This window comes from Streptomyces sp. NPDC047085 (assembly GCF_040643735.1).
In the GTDB taxonomy this organism is placed as follows: domain Bacteria; phylum Actinomycetota; class Actinomycetes; order Streptomycetales; family Streptomycetaceae; genus Streptomyces.
Genome location: NZ_JBEYUW010000001.1, coordinates 1,164,632 through 1,178,451, shown reverse-complemented (window position 1 = coordinate 1,178,451; position 13,820 = coordinate 1,164,632). Strand labels below are relative to the sequence as shown.

The window sequence follows — 13,820 nt, the reverse complement described above, 5'->3', positions numbered from 1 at the left end:
GCCGGAGCAGGCCGAGGTCGCAGGCGGAACCGAGGTCGGCCGGAGCAGGCCGAGGTCGCAGGCGGAACCGAGGTCGGCCGGAGCAGGCCGAGGTCGCAGGCGGAACCGAGGTCGGCCGGAGCAGGCCGAGGTCGGGGGAGCCGGGACCCGGCCGATCGAAGATCGAAGCAGGCGCCGTCGACACCCGGGCACGTCTCAGCCCAGGTGGAACAGGAGCCCAGGTGGGGTCAGTGGTGCTGCCGGCGGCGCAGTACGCCCGCCGCGGCCAGGGCGGCGCCGGCGCCCGCCGCCAGCAGAGAGCCCGTGTGACGCTTGGCGGAGCGGGCGAGGGACCGTACGGGCTCCGGGGTGTGCCGCTCGACGGCGTGCCCGGCGTCCTGCACCGCGTGCACGGCGTGGCCGGCGCTCTCGCGCAGCTGCACGGTCATGGCGCCGGCCTTGTCCCGGAGGTCGGCGGCGCGGGTGAGCGCCCGGTCGGACATGTCCGTCTTGCCCATCAACTGCGAGACCGTGTCGCCGAGTCGGTGCCTGGTGCGCTCCAGCTGTTGCCGCAGTTCGTCGGGGCCCTTGGCCCCCGAGCCGTGCGGAGTCCTGTGGGTCATCGTCGTGCCCTTTCCTGATCGCGCCGGCGTCCGCCCCGCCGTCGATCGCCTCCTCGGGTGCGGCCGGCTCCACCATCCGGGTACCCCCGCCACCGGGCATCAGCCCTGTTCACCACCCCCCTCCTTCACTTCCTCCCCCGCCCCCGCCCCCGCGCTCGCCGAGGCGGGCGAGCTGGGTCTGGAACCAGTCCAGGCGAGCCTGCAACAGGGCCGCCTCCGCGACGAGTTCGGGTACGCCCAGCCCGGCTCCATCGGCCGGCCCGGCGGACGGGACCGCCGAGGCACCGGCTTCCGCGACCACCCGTAGCCCCTCCCCGGCCAGCCGGGCGAAGCCCGCGAGCGAGACCGCCGTACGCCCGCTTCCGCAGCCCGCGCAAGCCGGGGCGAGGGCCCGCCAGCCGGGTCTGCCCCAGCCGGCGTCGGCGAGCACGGCCGCGGTGGCGCCGCAGGAGCAGGGGCCGACGGTCGCGGTGCGCACGCGTTGGCGGGCGTAGCGGAATCCGCGCTCGAAGCGGATGTAGGCGCCGAGCACGGAGACTTCGAGCAGCGCGGCGGCCCGGTGCTCGGCCATGCACAGCAGGGCCTCGGCGGCCGTGCGGTCGTGCACGCAGTGGAAGCCGCAGTCGCACAGGCGCGCCGGTGAGCGGTGTCTGCGGCCGTAGACGCAGGAGGCGTCGGCGAGGACGCCGTAGGGGAGCGCGCCGCCGAGGGACACGCCGGTGAACCCGGCCCGGGTGCCGTCCTGGGACAGCACCGGGTGGGCGATCTTGTATCCGGTCGGCGGTTCCGTCGGGCGTTCCGCCAGGAGCCGGAGCCTCATCGGGCCGCCGGGACCTCTTCGCGGGCCGGCTCGGCCGGTGCGGCGAGGGTGTTCTCCTCGGGACGTTCCGCTTCGTCCCGGTGGACCGAGGGCTGCTCCTCGGCGATTCCGGTGGCCAGTGCCTTGCCGAGCTTCATGGTGCCTCCCATGACCGACGTCGATGACCGTCCTGGCCCATAGTGACCCATGAGGGGCCGAGTTGGACACAGGGCCTTCAGCCGTCCACGCCACCCATCAGAAACACTAATCAACACATCGTAGAAGAATTAAGTAGAGCTTCACCATTGCCGTGCCGAGACTACGTACATGACGAATCGACGCACACCCTTCGGCCGGACGCTCTGCGCGATGATCACCCCGTTCACGGAGGCGGGCACGCTCGACGTGGCGGGGGCGCGGCGGCTGGCCGCCCGGCTGGTGGCCGAGGGGTGCGACGGCCTGGTCCTGAACGGCACCACGGGCGAGTCCCCGACCACCACGGACGCCGAGAAGGCGGAGCTGATCGCGGCCGTCCGGGAGGCGGTGGGCGACAGCGCCTCGCTGGTCGCGGGCGTCGGCACCGCCGACACCCGGCACACGATCGAGCTGACCCTCGCGGCCGAGAAGGCCGGGGCCGACGGGGTGCTCGTGGTGTCGCCGTACTACAGCAAGCCGCAGCAGGAGGCGGTGGAGGCGCACTTCCGGCAGGTTGCCGACGCGAGCGGCCTGCCGGTGATGCTCTATGACATCCCCGGCCGCACCGGCACCCGGATCGAGCCGGAGACGATGATCCGCCTCGCCGAGCATCCACGGATCGTGGCCGTCAAGGACTGCTCGTACGACTTCCTCGGCACCCAGAAGGTCCTCGCGCGCACGGAGTTGGCCTACTACGCGGGCTGCGACGAGCACGTCCTCGCCCTGTACGCGGTCGGCGCGGCGGGCTGCGTGAGCACGGTCGCCAACGCCGTACCGTCCCACATCGCCGCGATCCTCGACGCGTTCGACGCCGACGACACGGCCCGCGCCACCGAACTCCAGCTGCGGGCCACGCCGTTGATCGAGGCCATGATGGGCGCGGGCCTGCCCGGCACGGTCACCGCCAAGGCCCTCCTGGCCGAACTCCACCTCCCCGCAGGCCCGGTCCGCTCCCCCCTGCTCCCCGCCGACCGCAGGACGACCGACGGACTGCTGGCCCTGTACGAGGAACTCACGACCCCCTGACCACCACGGGTACCACCCACCACCGGCACCACCCGCACCGCCCTCACCACCCTGTCCGCGCGGCGAAAATGCCCGCGCATCGCGGGACCCCTCTGCCGTACGGTGACCCCGTGAGCCGCCCCCTGCTGTTCCTGGACGTCGACGGCCCCCTCAATCCGTATGCCGCCCAGCCGGAGCGTCGTCCCGAGGGCTATACGACGATCAGGGCGGCCGTACGCCCCGGCCGGCCCCTGCGGGTCTGGCTGAATCAGTCCCACGGCCCCGCGCTGCTGTCGCTCGGGTACGACCTGTGCTGGGCCTCGACATGGATGGCGGAGGCCAACCGCTGGATCGCGCCGACCGTCGGCCTGCCCGCGCTGCCGTACGTCGACTTCGGGGACCGCCTGTTCGCGGAGCGGCCGGACGGGGTGCACTGGAAGACGGAGACGATCGTCGCGTACGCCGCGGGCCGCCCCTTCGCCTGGGTGGACGACGAGCAGGGCCCGCCGGACACCGCCTATGTGGCCGCCCACCACCCCGGACCCGCGCTGCTGCACCACGTCAACCCGAGGATCGGCCTGCGCGAGCCGGACTTCGCGGCACTGGCGGAGTTCGCGGCGCCGACCGGCGACTGACACGATCATCCGGCCGCTGATCAGCGGCATTCTTCCTTGCCGAAGCGCAATCCCGACGGCCGCCGTCACCGTATCCAAAGAAGAGCTGGGATCCGCTGGGGCGCGCCCCTCGTCCGCACGAGGCGACGACCTGCGCTTCCTCGCGGCCGCGGCTCGTCATCTCGTGCCGCTGGGAGTCGCACGAGACGAGGGAAGGAAAGGTGCATCCGTCATGCGAGCACAACGCGCGAGGCGTCTCGCCGCGGTGTCCGCGACCGCCGTTCTGATGGCGGGCGGCGCTGCGATCGGCACAGCGGGCCCGGCCGCAGCAGCCCCCACTGCGCACACCCATGTGACCACCAACTGGTGCGGCGACCGCGATGACTGGGGCGGAGGCTGCTTCGACCACGGCTTCAGCCACCACAGGTTCCGCTTCGACCACCGCTTCGACCACCGCTTCGACCACCGCTTCGATCACCACGGCTTCTTCTTCAACCGCGGAGGCTTCGTGATCATCGTTTTCTAGTCCGCTCTTCGCCCCTCAGCCACCCACACACGAGCGCCCTCCCAGGCCGCCCTCAGGCCATGGAAGGGCGCTCGGAGTTTCGCCATGGGGGCTCACCGCAGAGCTCAACGGATACGAGCCCGTAGGCCCCTCGCTGGACGCAATTCGCGATCTTCCGAACTGGGGCTCTCCCCTAACGCCGTGCTCCTGCCCCCCGGATACCTTTTGCCGCATGGACGCTACCCAGGACCAGACGGGCCCGCTGTCGGACGAAGAGTTTCAGCAGTTCGCCAATCTGCTGCGACGTTACCTGCACTACGAACTGGATCAGTGGGAGAACCTCGTCACCGAGTCCGCTCACGGGCCGATCTACGCGTACTTCACGAACAAGCTTCCAGACGGATGGACGCACGAGGCGTTCCGGCCGTTCTAGCTTCGCCGGGCGGGCGCGACCAGCCAGGCCACTCGGCCAGGGCTGCGACGCCCAAGCGCCTCCGCAACAGGCCGCCCGAGGAGTGTTGGAGGTGTGGCGTGGGCTGCGCCCTCGGCTGGCGAGGGCGCGCCCGGTACCGCAGCCAATCTCCAGCACGGACTCGGGGCGCCCAGCAGTTCGACGCCGGGGCCGTGGCCGGTGTACTGCGTCCAGCAGAGCGACGGCTCGGCCTCCGAGTCGAACGCGCTCTTGGCCGACCGCCCCAGCCACGACGCGCCCCTGGGGCCAGGATCACTCGCGCCAAAGCAGCTCCCGGCCAAAATCGCTCCAACGACCTTGGTTGCGTCAGCGGAAGACGTAGAAGGTGAGCTGGGTGTCCGTGTCGTTGAGGACGTGGCCGTGGATCCAGCCGCTGGCGTTGCGGTATCTCCCGGTGCCTCCGGTGATCGCGAGATCGAAGTCAGTGGGGGCCTGGGTAAAGGTGATTCTCCCCTGTCCGGTGATGTCACCGTCGGCCAGGACAAAGGTGCCCAGGCACTGCATGTCGCGGGAGTTGTCCGCGGTGACGGTGCGGGCGATCCTGCAGTTCGCGACGTTTCGGCCGACCAGTTGGTTGTCGCGGTACAGGTCTTGGGCGACCGTGATCTCGCTGCCCTGACTGGTACCGTCCCCAACGACCGACTGCTCGGTGTTCCGTGCCACCACGGTCACCGTATACGTGCCGTTGCCGGCCGGTGCGGCCGAGGCCGGCGGGGCACAGCACAAAAGAGCACTCACAGCGGCGGCCGTACTCAGGCCAAGGTTGAAGCTGCGCATGGCAAGTCTCCTGGGGATCAAGGGCGACATCTGACCCTGCGTCAGAAGCGACCTAGCCCAATTGTCAGCCAGGGAGACGTGCAGATAGCGGCGACTACACGTGATCATCCGGGTGATCTGCACAGCGGCGATGCCCAGACGATCCAGGCGGGATTGTCAGTGCGACTTACACGAGAACCTGGGGTGGAGCTTGACGAGGATGGGGGAGTTGTTGCCACCCCCCTCTGCCGACCCGGAGCCCGTGGCGCAGTCGAACCCTCCGCTGGGAGTCACCCGGCTGAGCAAAAGCAATCCGCACCGGCTGCTCGGATCGAACTCCTCAAGCCGGTGTCAGCCCACGCTTCACCTCTGACGCACGAGCGCCCTCCCGGGCCGTTCTCGGGCCGTGGAAGGGCGCTCAATGGTGACCAACGCCGACAACAGCCAACAGCAGGTCAGGACGTTGAACGAGGAGGCGGCCGCAGGTCACGCCGCCGGTGATCAGTTGTGGCTGTGCAGGATGTCGTTCAGGCCGCCCCAGACCGCGTTGTTCGGGCGGGCCTCGACGGCGCCGGTGACGGAGTTGCGGCGGAAGAGGATGTTGGAGGCGCCGTTGAGGTCGCGGGCCTTGACGATCTGGCCGTCGGGCATGGTCACTCGGGTGCCGGCGGTGACGTAGAGGCCGGCCTCGACGACGCACTCGTCGCCCAGCGCGATGCCGACGCCCGCCTCGGCGCCGATCAGGCAGCGCTCGCCGATGGAGATGATGACGTTGCCGCCGCCGGACAGGGTGCCCATGGTGGAGGCGCCGCCGCCGATGTCGGAGCCGTCGCCCACGACCACGCCCGCGGAGATGCGGCCCTCGACCATCGACGTGCCGAGCGTGCCGGCGTTGAAGTTGACGAAGCCCTCGTGCATGACGGTGGTGCCGGCGGCGAGGTGGGCGCCGAGGCGGACGCGGTCGGCGTCGGCGATGCGGACGCCGGCGGGCGCGACGTAGTCGGTCATGCGCGGGAACTTGTCGATCGAGGTCACCTGGAGGTGCAGGCCCTCGGCGCGGGCGTTCAGCCGCACCTTCTCCACGTCGTCGACGGCGACCGGGCCGAGCGAGGTCCAGGCGACGTTGGCGAGGAGGCCGAAGACGCCGTCCAGGCTCTGGCCGTGCGGCTTGACCAGGCGGTGGGAGAGCAGGTGGAGACGGAGGTAGACGTCGTGCGTGTCGATCGGCTTCTCGTCCAGCGAGGCGATGACCGTGCGGACCGCGACCACCTCGACGCCCCGGCGGGCGTCCGGGCCGACCGCCTTCGCGGCGCCTTCACCGAGCAGCTCCACGGCCCGCTCGGCGGAGAGCCGCTCGGTGCCGGAGGGGCCGGGCTCCGCGACCAGCTCGGGGGCCGGGAACCAGGTGTCGAGAACGGTGCCGTCGGAGGCGAGGGTGGCGAGGCCGGCGGCGACGGCGCCGGTGGTACGAGAAGCAGTGTCGGTCATGTAGGAAACCTAACGTGGGGGAGGTCGCGGGGGCTAACCGGTGCGGGCGGCGTCTCAGGTACCGGGCGCGGGATTCATGGGATCAGCCGAGCCAGCACACCGCGCGCGTACTCCTCGTCGTACGAACCGCCCGTCAGCAGCGCCTGGAGGCAGATGCCGTCCATCACGGCGAGCAGGGCCCGGGCGGTGGCCGGGTCGGTGCGCCGGGTCAGACACGCGGCCGCCTCCTCGGTCCACTCGGCGGCGACGGGCCGCAGCGCGGGGCGCCGCAGTGCCGCCAGATACAGCTCGTACTCCAGTTCCACGCCCGTGCGGTCCCCGGCCAGCCACTCCCCCATCACCCGCGCCAGGTCCGCGGCGAGGTCGCCCGGGCCGTCGTCCGCGGGCAGCCGCTCGGCCAGCATCGCCGCGAAGCGCTCGTTGATCTGCCGCAGCGCGGCGACCAGCAGTTCGTCGAGGGTCGCGAAGTGGTACGTCGTGGAGCCGAGCGGCACGTCCGCCTCGGCGGCGACGGTGCGGTGGCTGAGGCCGGCGATGCCCTTGCGCCCGACGACCCGGATCGCCGCATCGATGATCCGCTGCCGCCGCTCGGGGTCGTACCGGCGGGGCATCAGTGCGCGCCGCCCAGGTTGAGCACCACCACTCCCCCGACGATGAGCAGGATCCCGGCCACCTTCGTGACCGTCAGGCCCTCGCCGAAGAGCATCAGGCCGAGCACGGCGATCGTCGCGGTGCCGACGCCGGACCAGATCGCGTACGCCGTGCCGATGGACACCGTCTTCAGCGTCTGGGCGAGCAGAAGGAAGGAGACGACGTAGCCCAGCGCGGTCACCAGTGAGGGCCAGAGCCTGCTGAAGCCGTGGCTGTACTTCATCGCCGTCGTGGCGGCGACCTCGGCGGCTATCGCGCCGGCGAGCGTGACGTATCCCATGTGTACGAGCGTACATAACGGCGGCCGGGACGGGTACACGCGCGCCGGCAGCTCGCCTCACGCCGCGCCACCCTCTCGACGCGCGTAGATGCCATGCATGCAACACGCTCCGTACATCGCCACGTAACTCTCGGCGCATAGAAATCTCCGCGACCAGTCGCTCATGTACGTCCAAGCTCCAACTCCTCCCGTCCAGGCAACTGTTGAAGGGACGCACATGGACAGAAAGCTCGGGCTCGGTGCCCGCGCGACGGCTGCCGGGCTGCTCGCCTCGGCCACGCTGATCGCCCTGCCGACCGTCGCGCACGCGGCGACCCACACGATCTCCGAGATCCAGGGCACGACCCGGATCTCGCCCTACAACGGCTCGACCGTCACCACCACCGGCATCGTCACCGCCATCCGCTCCACCGGTTCCTCGCGCGGCTTCTGGATCCAGAGCGTGACCGGCGACGGCAACGCGGCCACCAGTGACGCGATCTTCGTCTACCGGGGCACCGGCTCGATCAACACCGCGGTCGGCAACAAGGTGACCGTCACCGGTCGGGTCTCCGAGTACTACCCGGACTCCGCGGGCGGCACCCAGTCCCTCACCGAGCTGACCAGCGCGTCCTGGACCACCAACTCGACCGGGAACGCGCTGCCTTCACCCGCGACGATCAGCGACGCGACGGTCCCCGCCGCCTACACCCGCACCAACAACGGCGGTTCGATCAACTCGTTCCCGCTGGACCCGGCGACGTACGCCCTGGACTACTACGAGTCCCTGGAGGGCATGCGGGTCGCCATCGGCAGCACGCCGGTGATCGCCCCGACGAACACGTACGACGAGACCTGGGTCAACCTGAAGCCCGCGCAGGTGAACTCGGCCCGCGGCGGCTCGCTGTACTCCTCGTACGGCAGCCAGAACTCCGGCCGGCTGGAGATCACCTCGCTGCTGTCGACGGCCTTCCCCAAGGCCACCGTCGGCGACACCTTCGCGAGCGCCACGGGTGTCCTGGACTACAGCGAGTTCGGCGGCTACACCCTCGCCGCGACCTCGCTGGGCGCGCTCACCCCGGGCGGTGTCGCCAAGGAGACGACGGCGGCGCAGTCCCCGGGGCAGCTGTCGGTGGCGACGTACAACGTGGAGAACCTCGACCCGACCGACCCCGCCGCGAAGTTCACGGCGCTCGCCCAGGGCATCGTGAACAACCTCCAGGCGCCCGACATCGTGGCGCTGGAGGAGGTGCAGGACAACGACGGCCCCGCGGACAACGGCACGGTCTCCGCGACCACGACCATGTCCACGCTGATCTCGGCGATCCGGACCGCGGGCGGTCCGGCGTACTCGTACACGCAGATCAACCCGCAGAACGACACGGACGGCGGTGAGCCCGGCGGCAACATCCGCCAGGTCTTCCTGTACAACCCCGCGCGGGTCGGCTTCACCGCGCGCGGCAACGCCACCGCCACCACCGCGAACTCGGTGACCAGCGTCGGCGGGGTCGCCCAGCTGACGTACAACCCGGGCCGGATCGCGCCCGCCGACTCGGCCTGGTCGTCCAGCCGGAAGCCGCTCGCCGCGGAGTTCACCTTCGGCGGGCAGAAGTACTTCGTGATCGCCAACCACTTCGTCTCCAAGGGCGGCGACCAGCCGCTGCACAGCCAGTACCAGCCGCCGGCCCGCTCCTCGGAGACGCAGCGGAACAGCCAGGGGTCGGTGGAGAACTCCTTCGTGGACTCCATCCTGGCCGCGCAGCCGGACGCGCACGTGATCGCGCTCGGTGACCTGAACGACTTCCCGTTCTCCACCGCGGTCGCCAACCTCGAGGGCGGTGTGCTGACCGACCTGGTGGACACCCTGGCCGCCGCGCAGCAGTACACGTACGTCTACGACGGCAACTCCCAGGTGCTCGACCACACCCTGGTCAGCGCGTCGATCACCAACGTCGACTACGACATCGTGCACATCAACAGCGAGTTCTCCGACCAGACCAGCGACCACGACCCGCAGGTCGCGCGCATCACGCCCTGAAGGCGCTGACATGACATGAGGCGGCGGCACCCCGCGGGTGCCGCCGCCTCACTCACGCACAAAGAGCCTCAGACGTTGAAGCCGAGCGCCCGGAGCTGCTCCCGGCCGTCGTCGGTGATCTTGTCGGGGCCCCACGGCGGCATCCAGACCCAGTTGATGCGCAGCTCGTTGACGATGCCGTCGGTGGCGGACTTGGCCTGGTCCTCGATGACGTCCGTCAGCGGGCAGGCCGCGGAGGTCAGGGTCATGTCCACGGTGGCGATGTTGGAGTCGTCGATGTGGATGCCGTAGATCAGGCCGAGGTTGACGACGTCGATGCCCAGCTCGGGGTCGACGACGTCCATCAGGGCCTCGCGGAGTTCCTCCTCCGATGCCGGCTTCATCTCAGCGGTGTCGGTCATGCCGTCTTCCTTTCGGCGTCGGCGCCACCCAGCGCCTGGGCCGTCGCGTCCTTCCACGCCATCCAGCTCAGGAGGGCGCACTTGACCCGCGCGGGGTACTTGGAGACACCGGCGAACGCGACCGCGTCCTCCAGGACGTCCTCCATGGCGTCGTCGGGCTCGATCCGGCCCTTGGACTGCATCAGTTCCAGGAAGGTCTCCTGGATCTTCTGCGCGTCGGCCAGCTCCTTGCCGACCAGCAGCTCGTTCAGCACGGAGGCGGACGCCTGGCTGATGGAGCAGCCCTGGCCCTCGTAGGAGACGTCCTCGATCTGCGTGCCGGCGTACTTCACGCGAAGAGTGATCTCGTCGCCGCACGTCGGGTTCACATGGTGCACCTCGGCGTCGCCATCCCTAAGACCACGCCCGTGCGGGTTCTTGTAGTGGTCCAGGATGACTTCCTGGTACATGGAGTCCAGCTTCACGGTGTCGACACGCCTCTCAGCCGAAGAAGTTCCGTACGTGCTCCAGGCCGTCGACCAGAGCATCGATCTCGGCCGGCGTGGAGTACAGATAGAACGACGCTCGCGTGGTCGCGGGAATTCCGTACCGCAGGCAGACGGGGCGCGCGCAGTGGTGGCCGACGCGGACGGCGATGCCCTGCTCGTCGAGCACCTGGCCCACGTCGTGCGGGTGGATGTCGCCCAGCGTGAAGGAGATCGCGGCCCCGCGGTCCTCGGCCGTGGTCGGGCCGATGATCCTCAGGTCCGGCACCTCGGCGAGCCTCTTCACCGCGTACTCGGTCAGCGCGTGCTCGTGGGCGAGGATCTTGTCCATGCCGATCGAGTTCAGGTAGTCGATCGCGGCGCCGAGCCCGACCGCCTGGGCGATCGGCGGCGTGCCCGCCTCGAACTTGTGCGGCGCGGGGGCGTACGTCGAGGAGTGCATCGAGACCGTCTCGATCATCTCGCCGCCGCCGAGGAACGGAGGCAGGTCCTCCAGCAGCTCCTGGCGGCCCCAGAGGACGCCGATGCCGGTCGGGCCGCACATCTTGTGGCCGGTGAAGGCCACGAAGTCGGCCTGCAGGGCCTGCACGTCCAGCGGCATGTGGGGAGCGGCCTGGGAGGCGTCGACGCAGACGAGCGCGCCGACCTCCTGGGCGCGGCGCACGATCGCCTCGACCGGGTTGACCGTGCCCAGGATGTTGGACACCAGCACGAAGGAGACGATCTTCGTCTTCTCCGTGATGATCTCGTCGATGTTGGACAGGTCGAGGCGGCCGTCGTCGGTGAGGCCGAACCACTTCAGCTTCGCGCCCGTGCGCTGCGCGAGCAGCTGCCACGGCACGATGTTGGAGTGGTGCTCCATCTCCGTGATGACGATCTCGGTCTCGTGGTCCACCCGGTAGGGCTCGTCGGCCCAGCCCAGCATGTTCGCCACGAGGTTCAGCGACTCGGAGGCGTTCTTGGTGAAGATCACCTCGTCGCGGCTGGGCGCGTTGATGAACTCGGCGACCTTGTCGCGCGCGCCCTCGTACAGCGCCGTGGCCTCCTCGGCGAGCACATGCACACCGCGGTGGACGTTGGCGTTGTAGCGCTCGTAGTACTCGCTCAGGACGTCCAGCACCTGGCGCGGCTTCTGCGAGGTCGCGGCGTTGTCCAGGTACACGAGCTTCTTGCCGTCGTGGACCAGCCGGTCCAGGACGGGGAAGTCCTTGCGGATCGCCTCTGTGTCGAGGAGGCCCGGCAGCTGTGTCACGCGGATACGCCACCCTTCGTGTATGCCTCGTAGCCCTCGTCCTCCAGCTTGTCGGCGAGCTCCGCGCCGCCGGACTCGACGATCCGGCCGGCGGAGAAGACGTGGACGAAGTCGGGCTTGATGTAGCGCAGGATGCGCGTGTAGTGCGTGATCAGCAGGGTGCCGACCTCGCCGGTCTCGCGGACGCGGTTGACGCCCTCGGAGACGATGCGGAGCGCGTCGACGTCCAGACCGGAGTCGGTCTCGTCGAGGATCGCGATCTGCGGCTTGAGCAGCTCGAGCTGGAGGATCTCGTGCCGCTTCTTCTCACCGCCGGAGAAGCCCTCGTTGACGTTGCGCTCGGCGAAGGACGGGTCCATGTTGAGGCGCTCCATGGCCTCCTTGACCTCCTTCACCCAGGTGCGCAGCTTGGGGGCCTCGCCGCGGATCGCGGTGGCGGAGGTGCGCAGGAAGTTGGAGACCGAGACGCCGGGGACCTCGACCGGGTACTGCATGGCCAGGAACAGGCCGGCGCGGGCGCGCTCGTCGACGGACATCGCGAGGACGTCCTCGCCGTCGAGGGTGACGGTGCCGTCGGTGATGGTGTACTTCGGGTGACCCGCGAGGGAGTAGGCGAGGGTCGACTTGCCGGAGCCGTTGGGGCCCATGATGGCGTGCGTCTCGCCCTGCTTCACGGTGAGGTCGACGCCCTTGAGGATCTCCTTCGTGGCGTTGTCGGCCTCGACGGTGACGTGCAGGTCTCGGATTTCAAGCGTTGCCATGGGTGCCTCAGGACTCCTGGGTGAGGGAGACGAGCACGTCGTCCCCTTCGATCTTTACGGGGTATACGGGGACGGGGCGCGTCGCGGGGAGGCCGGACGGCTTGCCGGTGCGGAGGTCGAAGGAGGAGCCGTGCAGCCAGCACTCGATCTGGCAGTCCTCCACCTCTCCCTCGGAGAGGGAGACGTTCGCGTGGGAGCAGATGTCGTAGATCGCGAACACCTCGCCCTCGGTCTTCACGACCGAGACCGGCGTGCCGTCGATCTCCACCCGCTTCGGGGTGTCCTCCTCCAGCTCGCTCAGCCCACAGGCGCGTACGAAGGTCATGCGACCGAAGCCTCCAGCTCCTCCTCGATCTTGGCGAGCAGGCGCTCCTCGATGTCGGCGACACCGATCTGCTGGACCAGTTCGGCGAAGAAGCCGCGGACCACGAGGCGGCGGGCCTCGTGCTCCGGGATGCCGCGGGCCATCAGGTAGAAGAGCTGCTCGTCGTCGAAGCGGCCGGTGGCGGAGGCGTGGCCGGCGCCGACGATCTCGCCGGTCTCGATCTCCAGGTTCGGCACCGAGTCGACGCGCGCGCCGTCCGTGAGGACGAGGTTGCGGTTCATCTCGTAGGTGTCCGTGCCCTCGGCCGAGGCCTCGATGAGCACGTCGCCGATCCAGACCGCGTGCGCGTCGTCGCCCTGGAGCGCGCCCTTGTAGGCGACGTTCGACTTGCAGTGCGGGGTGTTGTGGGTGACCAGCAGGCGGTGCTCGTGGTGCTGGCCGGCGTCGGTGAAGTACAGGCCGTACAGCTCGGCCTCGCCGCCGGTGCCGGCGTACGTGACGCGCGGGTGGATGCGCACCAGGTCGCCGCCGAAGGTGACGACGACGTGCTTGAAGCTCGCGTCCCGGCCGATCAGTGCGCCCTGCTGGGCCACGTGCACGGCGGTGTCGTCCCAGTCCACGATGGTGACCACGGTGAGCTTCGCGCCGTCGCCGAGGTGGTACTCCACGTTGGCGGCGCGGATGGTGTCGCCGGTGTGGTCGATGACGACGGTGGCCTCGGCGAAGGCGCCGAGCTCGAAGACGGTGTGCCCGTAGGTCACGCCGCCCTCGCCGTGCAGGGCGACGCGCACCGGCTCGGCCAGCACGGTCTCCTTGGGCACGGTGACGACCGTGGCCTTCTCGAAGGAGGAGTACGCCTGGGCCGCGACCCGGTCCACCGGCTTGCCGGCCTTGCCGAGCCGGGCGTCGTCGCGGCCGACGGTCTCGACGGTGACGCCGTCCGGCACGGAGAACTCGGCCTTGATCGAGCCGCCGGCGGCCGCGGTGCCGTCGTGCAGACCGCGCAGGCGCTCCAGCGGGGTGAACCGCCACTCCTCCTCGCGGCCGTGCGGGACCGGGAAGTCCGCGACGTCGAAGGACGGGGGCGCGCTCATGCGCGACACGACGGTCGACTCCGCGGCGACCGCGATCGAGCCGGCGGTGGTGGAACCCACCGGGATGTTCTGGGCCTCAGCCATGGCTGTCGTATTGCTCGCTTTCTCAGGTCAGTGG

Annotated in this window: 18 protein-coding genes and 1 pseudogene; 5 read left to right on the top strand and 14 right to left on the bottom strand. The window is 69.9% G+C overall.

Going from position 1 to position 13,820, the window contains the following annotated elements; genetic code table 11:
* Positions 1-227: 227 nt before the first annotated feature.
* The 3 genes from ABZ865_RS05115 to ABZ865_RS05105 form a co-directional block, all read right to left on the bottom strand.
* Positions 228-602 (bottom strand): DUF3618 domain-containing protein, encoded by a 375-nt coding sequence (locus ABZ865_RS05115; RefSeq protein ID WP_361223925.1) that lies wholly within the window; start codon positions 600-602, stop codon positions 228-230.
* A gap of 109 nt (positions 603-711) precedes the next feature.
* Positions 712-1,422 (bottom strand): hypothetical protein, encoded by a 711-nt coding sequence (locus ABZ865_RS05110; protein ID WP_361223922.1) that lies wholly within the window; start codon positions 1,420-1,422, stop codon positions 712-714.
* Positions 1,419-1,559, bottom strand: a complete 141-nt coding sequence (locus ABZ865_RS05105) for a hypothetical protein (RefSeq protein WP_361223919.1) — start codon at positions 1,557-1,559, stop codon at positions 1,419-1,421. Before ABZ865_RS05105 ends, ABZ865_RS05110 begins: the two co-directional genes overlap by 4 nt.
* Positions 1,560-1,728: 169 nt before the next feature.
* Between ABZ865_RS05105 and dapA the strand changes: the two genes are divergently transcribed.
* The 4 genes from dapA (at position 1,729) to ABZ865_RS05085 (ending at position 4,153) form a co-directional block, all read left to right on the top strand.
* Entirely contained in the window at positions 1,729-2,622 is an 894-nt protein-coding gene (gene dapA, locus ABZ865_RS05100; RefSeq protein WP_361223916.1) for a 4-hydroxy-tetrahydrodipicolinate synthase, read from the top strand.
* Positions 2,623-2,732: 110 nt separating this feature from the next.
* The gene (locus ABZ865_RS05095; RefSeq protein ID WP_361223913.1) at positions 2,733-3,236 is read left to right on the top strand and encodes a hypothetical protein; all 504 of its coding nucleotides are present in this window, start codon (positions 2,733-2,735) and stop codon (positions 3,234-3,236) included.
* A gap of 211 nt (positions 3,237-3,447) precedes the next feature.
* The gene (locus ABZ865_RS05090; RefSeq protein ID WP_361223909.1) at positions 3,448-3,741 is read left to right on the top strand and encodes a hypothetical protein; all 294 of its coding nucleotides are present in this window, start codon (positions 3,448-3,450) and stop codon (positions 3,739-3,741) included.
* A 211-nt stretch (positions 3,742-3,952) separates the two neighbouring features.
* Positions 3,953-4,153, top strand: coding sequence for a hypothetical protein (locus ABZ865_RS05085; protein WP_361223906.1), 201 nt, complete (start codon positions 3,953-3,955; stop codon positions 4,151-4,153).
* A gap of 108 nt (positions 4,154-4,261) precedes the next feature.
* On the opposite strand, the pseudogene ABZ865_RS05080 reads toward ABZ865_RS05085, so the two are convergent.
* The 5 genes and pseudogenes from ABZ865_RS05080 to ABZ865_RS05060 form a co-directional block, all read right to left on the bottom strand.
* Positions 4,262-4,419 (bottom strand): annotated as a pseudogene (locus ABZ865_RS05080) (class I SAM-dependent methyltransferase); the annotation flags it as partial.
* Positions 4,420-4,498: 79 nt separating this feature from the next.
* Positions 4,499-4,969, bottom strand: a complete 471-nt coding sequence (locus ABZ865_RS05075) for a hypothetical protein (protein ID WP_361223903.1) — start codon at positions 4,967-4,969, stop codon at positions 4,499-4,501.
* A 480-nt stretch (positions 4,970-5,449) separates the two neighbouring features.
* Positions 5,450-6,436, bottom strand: coding sequence for a 2,3,4,5-tetrahydropyridine-2,6-dicarboxylate N-succinyltransferase (gene dapD / locus ABZ865_RS05070; RefSeq protein WP_361223900.1), 987 nt, complete (start codon positions 6,434-6,436; stop codon positions 5,450-5,452).
* 74 nt (positions 6,437-6,510) lie between these two features.
* Complete coding sequence (locus ABZ865_RS05065; protein ID WP_361223897.1) at positions 6,511-7,047, bottom strand: TetR family transcriptional regulator; 537 nt, start codon at positions 7,045-7,047, stop codon at positions 6,511-6,513.
* Entirely contained in the window at positions 7,047-7,367 is a 321-nt protein-coding gene (locus ABZ865_RS05060; protein WP_361223894.1) for a multidrug efflux SMR transporter, read from the bottom strand. Before ABZ865_RS05060 ends, ABZ865_RS05065 begins: the two co-directional genes overlap by 1 nt.
* Before the next feature lie 217 nt (positions 7,368-7,584).
* Here ABZ865_RS05060 and ABZ865_RS05055 point away from each other — a divergent pair, with 217 nt between their 5' ends.
* Positions 7,585-9,384: an endonuclease/exonuclease/phosphatase family protein gene (locus ABZ865_RS05055; RefSeq protein WP_361223891.1), complete on the top strand. Its 1,800-nt coding sequence runs from the start codon at positions 7,585-7,587 to the stop codon at positions 9,382-9,384.
* A gap of 68 nt (positions 9,385-9,452) precedes the next feature.
* Here ABZ865_RS05055 and ABZ865_RS05050 read toward each other — a convergent pair whose 3' ends face one another.
* From ABZ865_RS05050 to sufD, 6 genes are read right to left on the bottom strand one after another with little or no spacing between them, the layout of a single operon-like run.
* Entirely contained in the window at positions 9,453-9,785 is a 333-nt protein-coding gene (locus ABZ865_RS05050) for a metal-sulfur cluster assembly factor (RefSeq protein WP_361223888.1), read from the bottom strand.
* Positions 9,782-10,249: a Fe-S cluster assembly sulfur transfer protein SufU gene (gene sufU / locus ABZ865_RS05045; protein ID WP_361223886.1), complete on the bottom strand. Its 468-nt coding sequence runs from the start codon at positions 10,247-10,249 to the stop codon at positions 9,782-9,784. Before sufU ends, ABZ865_RS05050 begins: the two co-directional genes overlap by 4 nt.
* Before the next feature lie 16 nt (positions 10,250-10,265).
* The gene (locus tag ABZ865_RS05040) at positions 10,266-11,522 is read right to left on the bottom strand and encodes a cysteine desulfurase (RefSeq protein WP_361223883.1); all 1,257 of its coding nucleotides are present in this window, start codon (positions 11,520-11,522) and stop codon (positions 10,266-10,268) included.
* A complete protein-coding gene (sufC, locus tag ABZ865_RS05035) occupies positions 11,519-12,283 on the bottom strand; it encodes a Fe-S cluster assembly ATPase SufC (protein ID WP_361223880.1) in 765 nt (254 codons plus the stop codon). Before sufC ends, ABZ865_RS05040 begins: the two co-directional genes overlap by 4 nt.
* A gap of 7 nt (positions 12,284-12,290) precedes the next feature.
* Positions 12,291-12,608, bottom strand: a complete 318-nt coding sequence (locus ABZ865_RS05030) for a non-heme iron oxygenase ferredoxin subunit (RefSeq protein WP_100825570.1) — start codon at positions 12,606-12,608, stop codon at positions 12,291-12,293.
* On the bottom strand, positions 12,605-13,786 hold the full coding sequence (gene sufD / locus ABZ865_RS05025) for a Fe-S cluster assembly protein SufD (protein WP_361223877.1): 1,182 nt from the start codon (positions 13,784-13,786) through the stop codon (positions 12,605-12,607). The genes ABZ865_RS05030 and sufD overlap by 4 nt, the downstream gene beginning before the upstream one ends.
* Between the last annotated feature and the right edge of the window lie 34 nt (positions 13,787-13,820).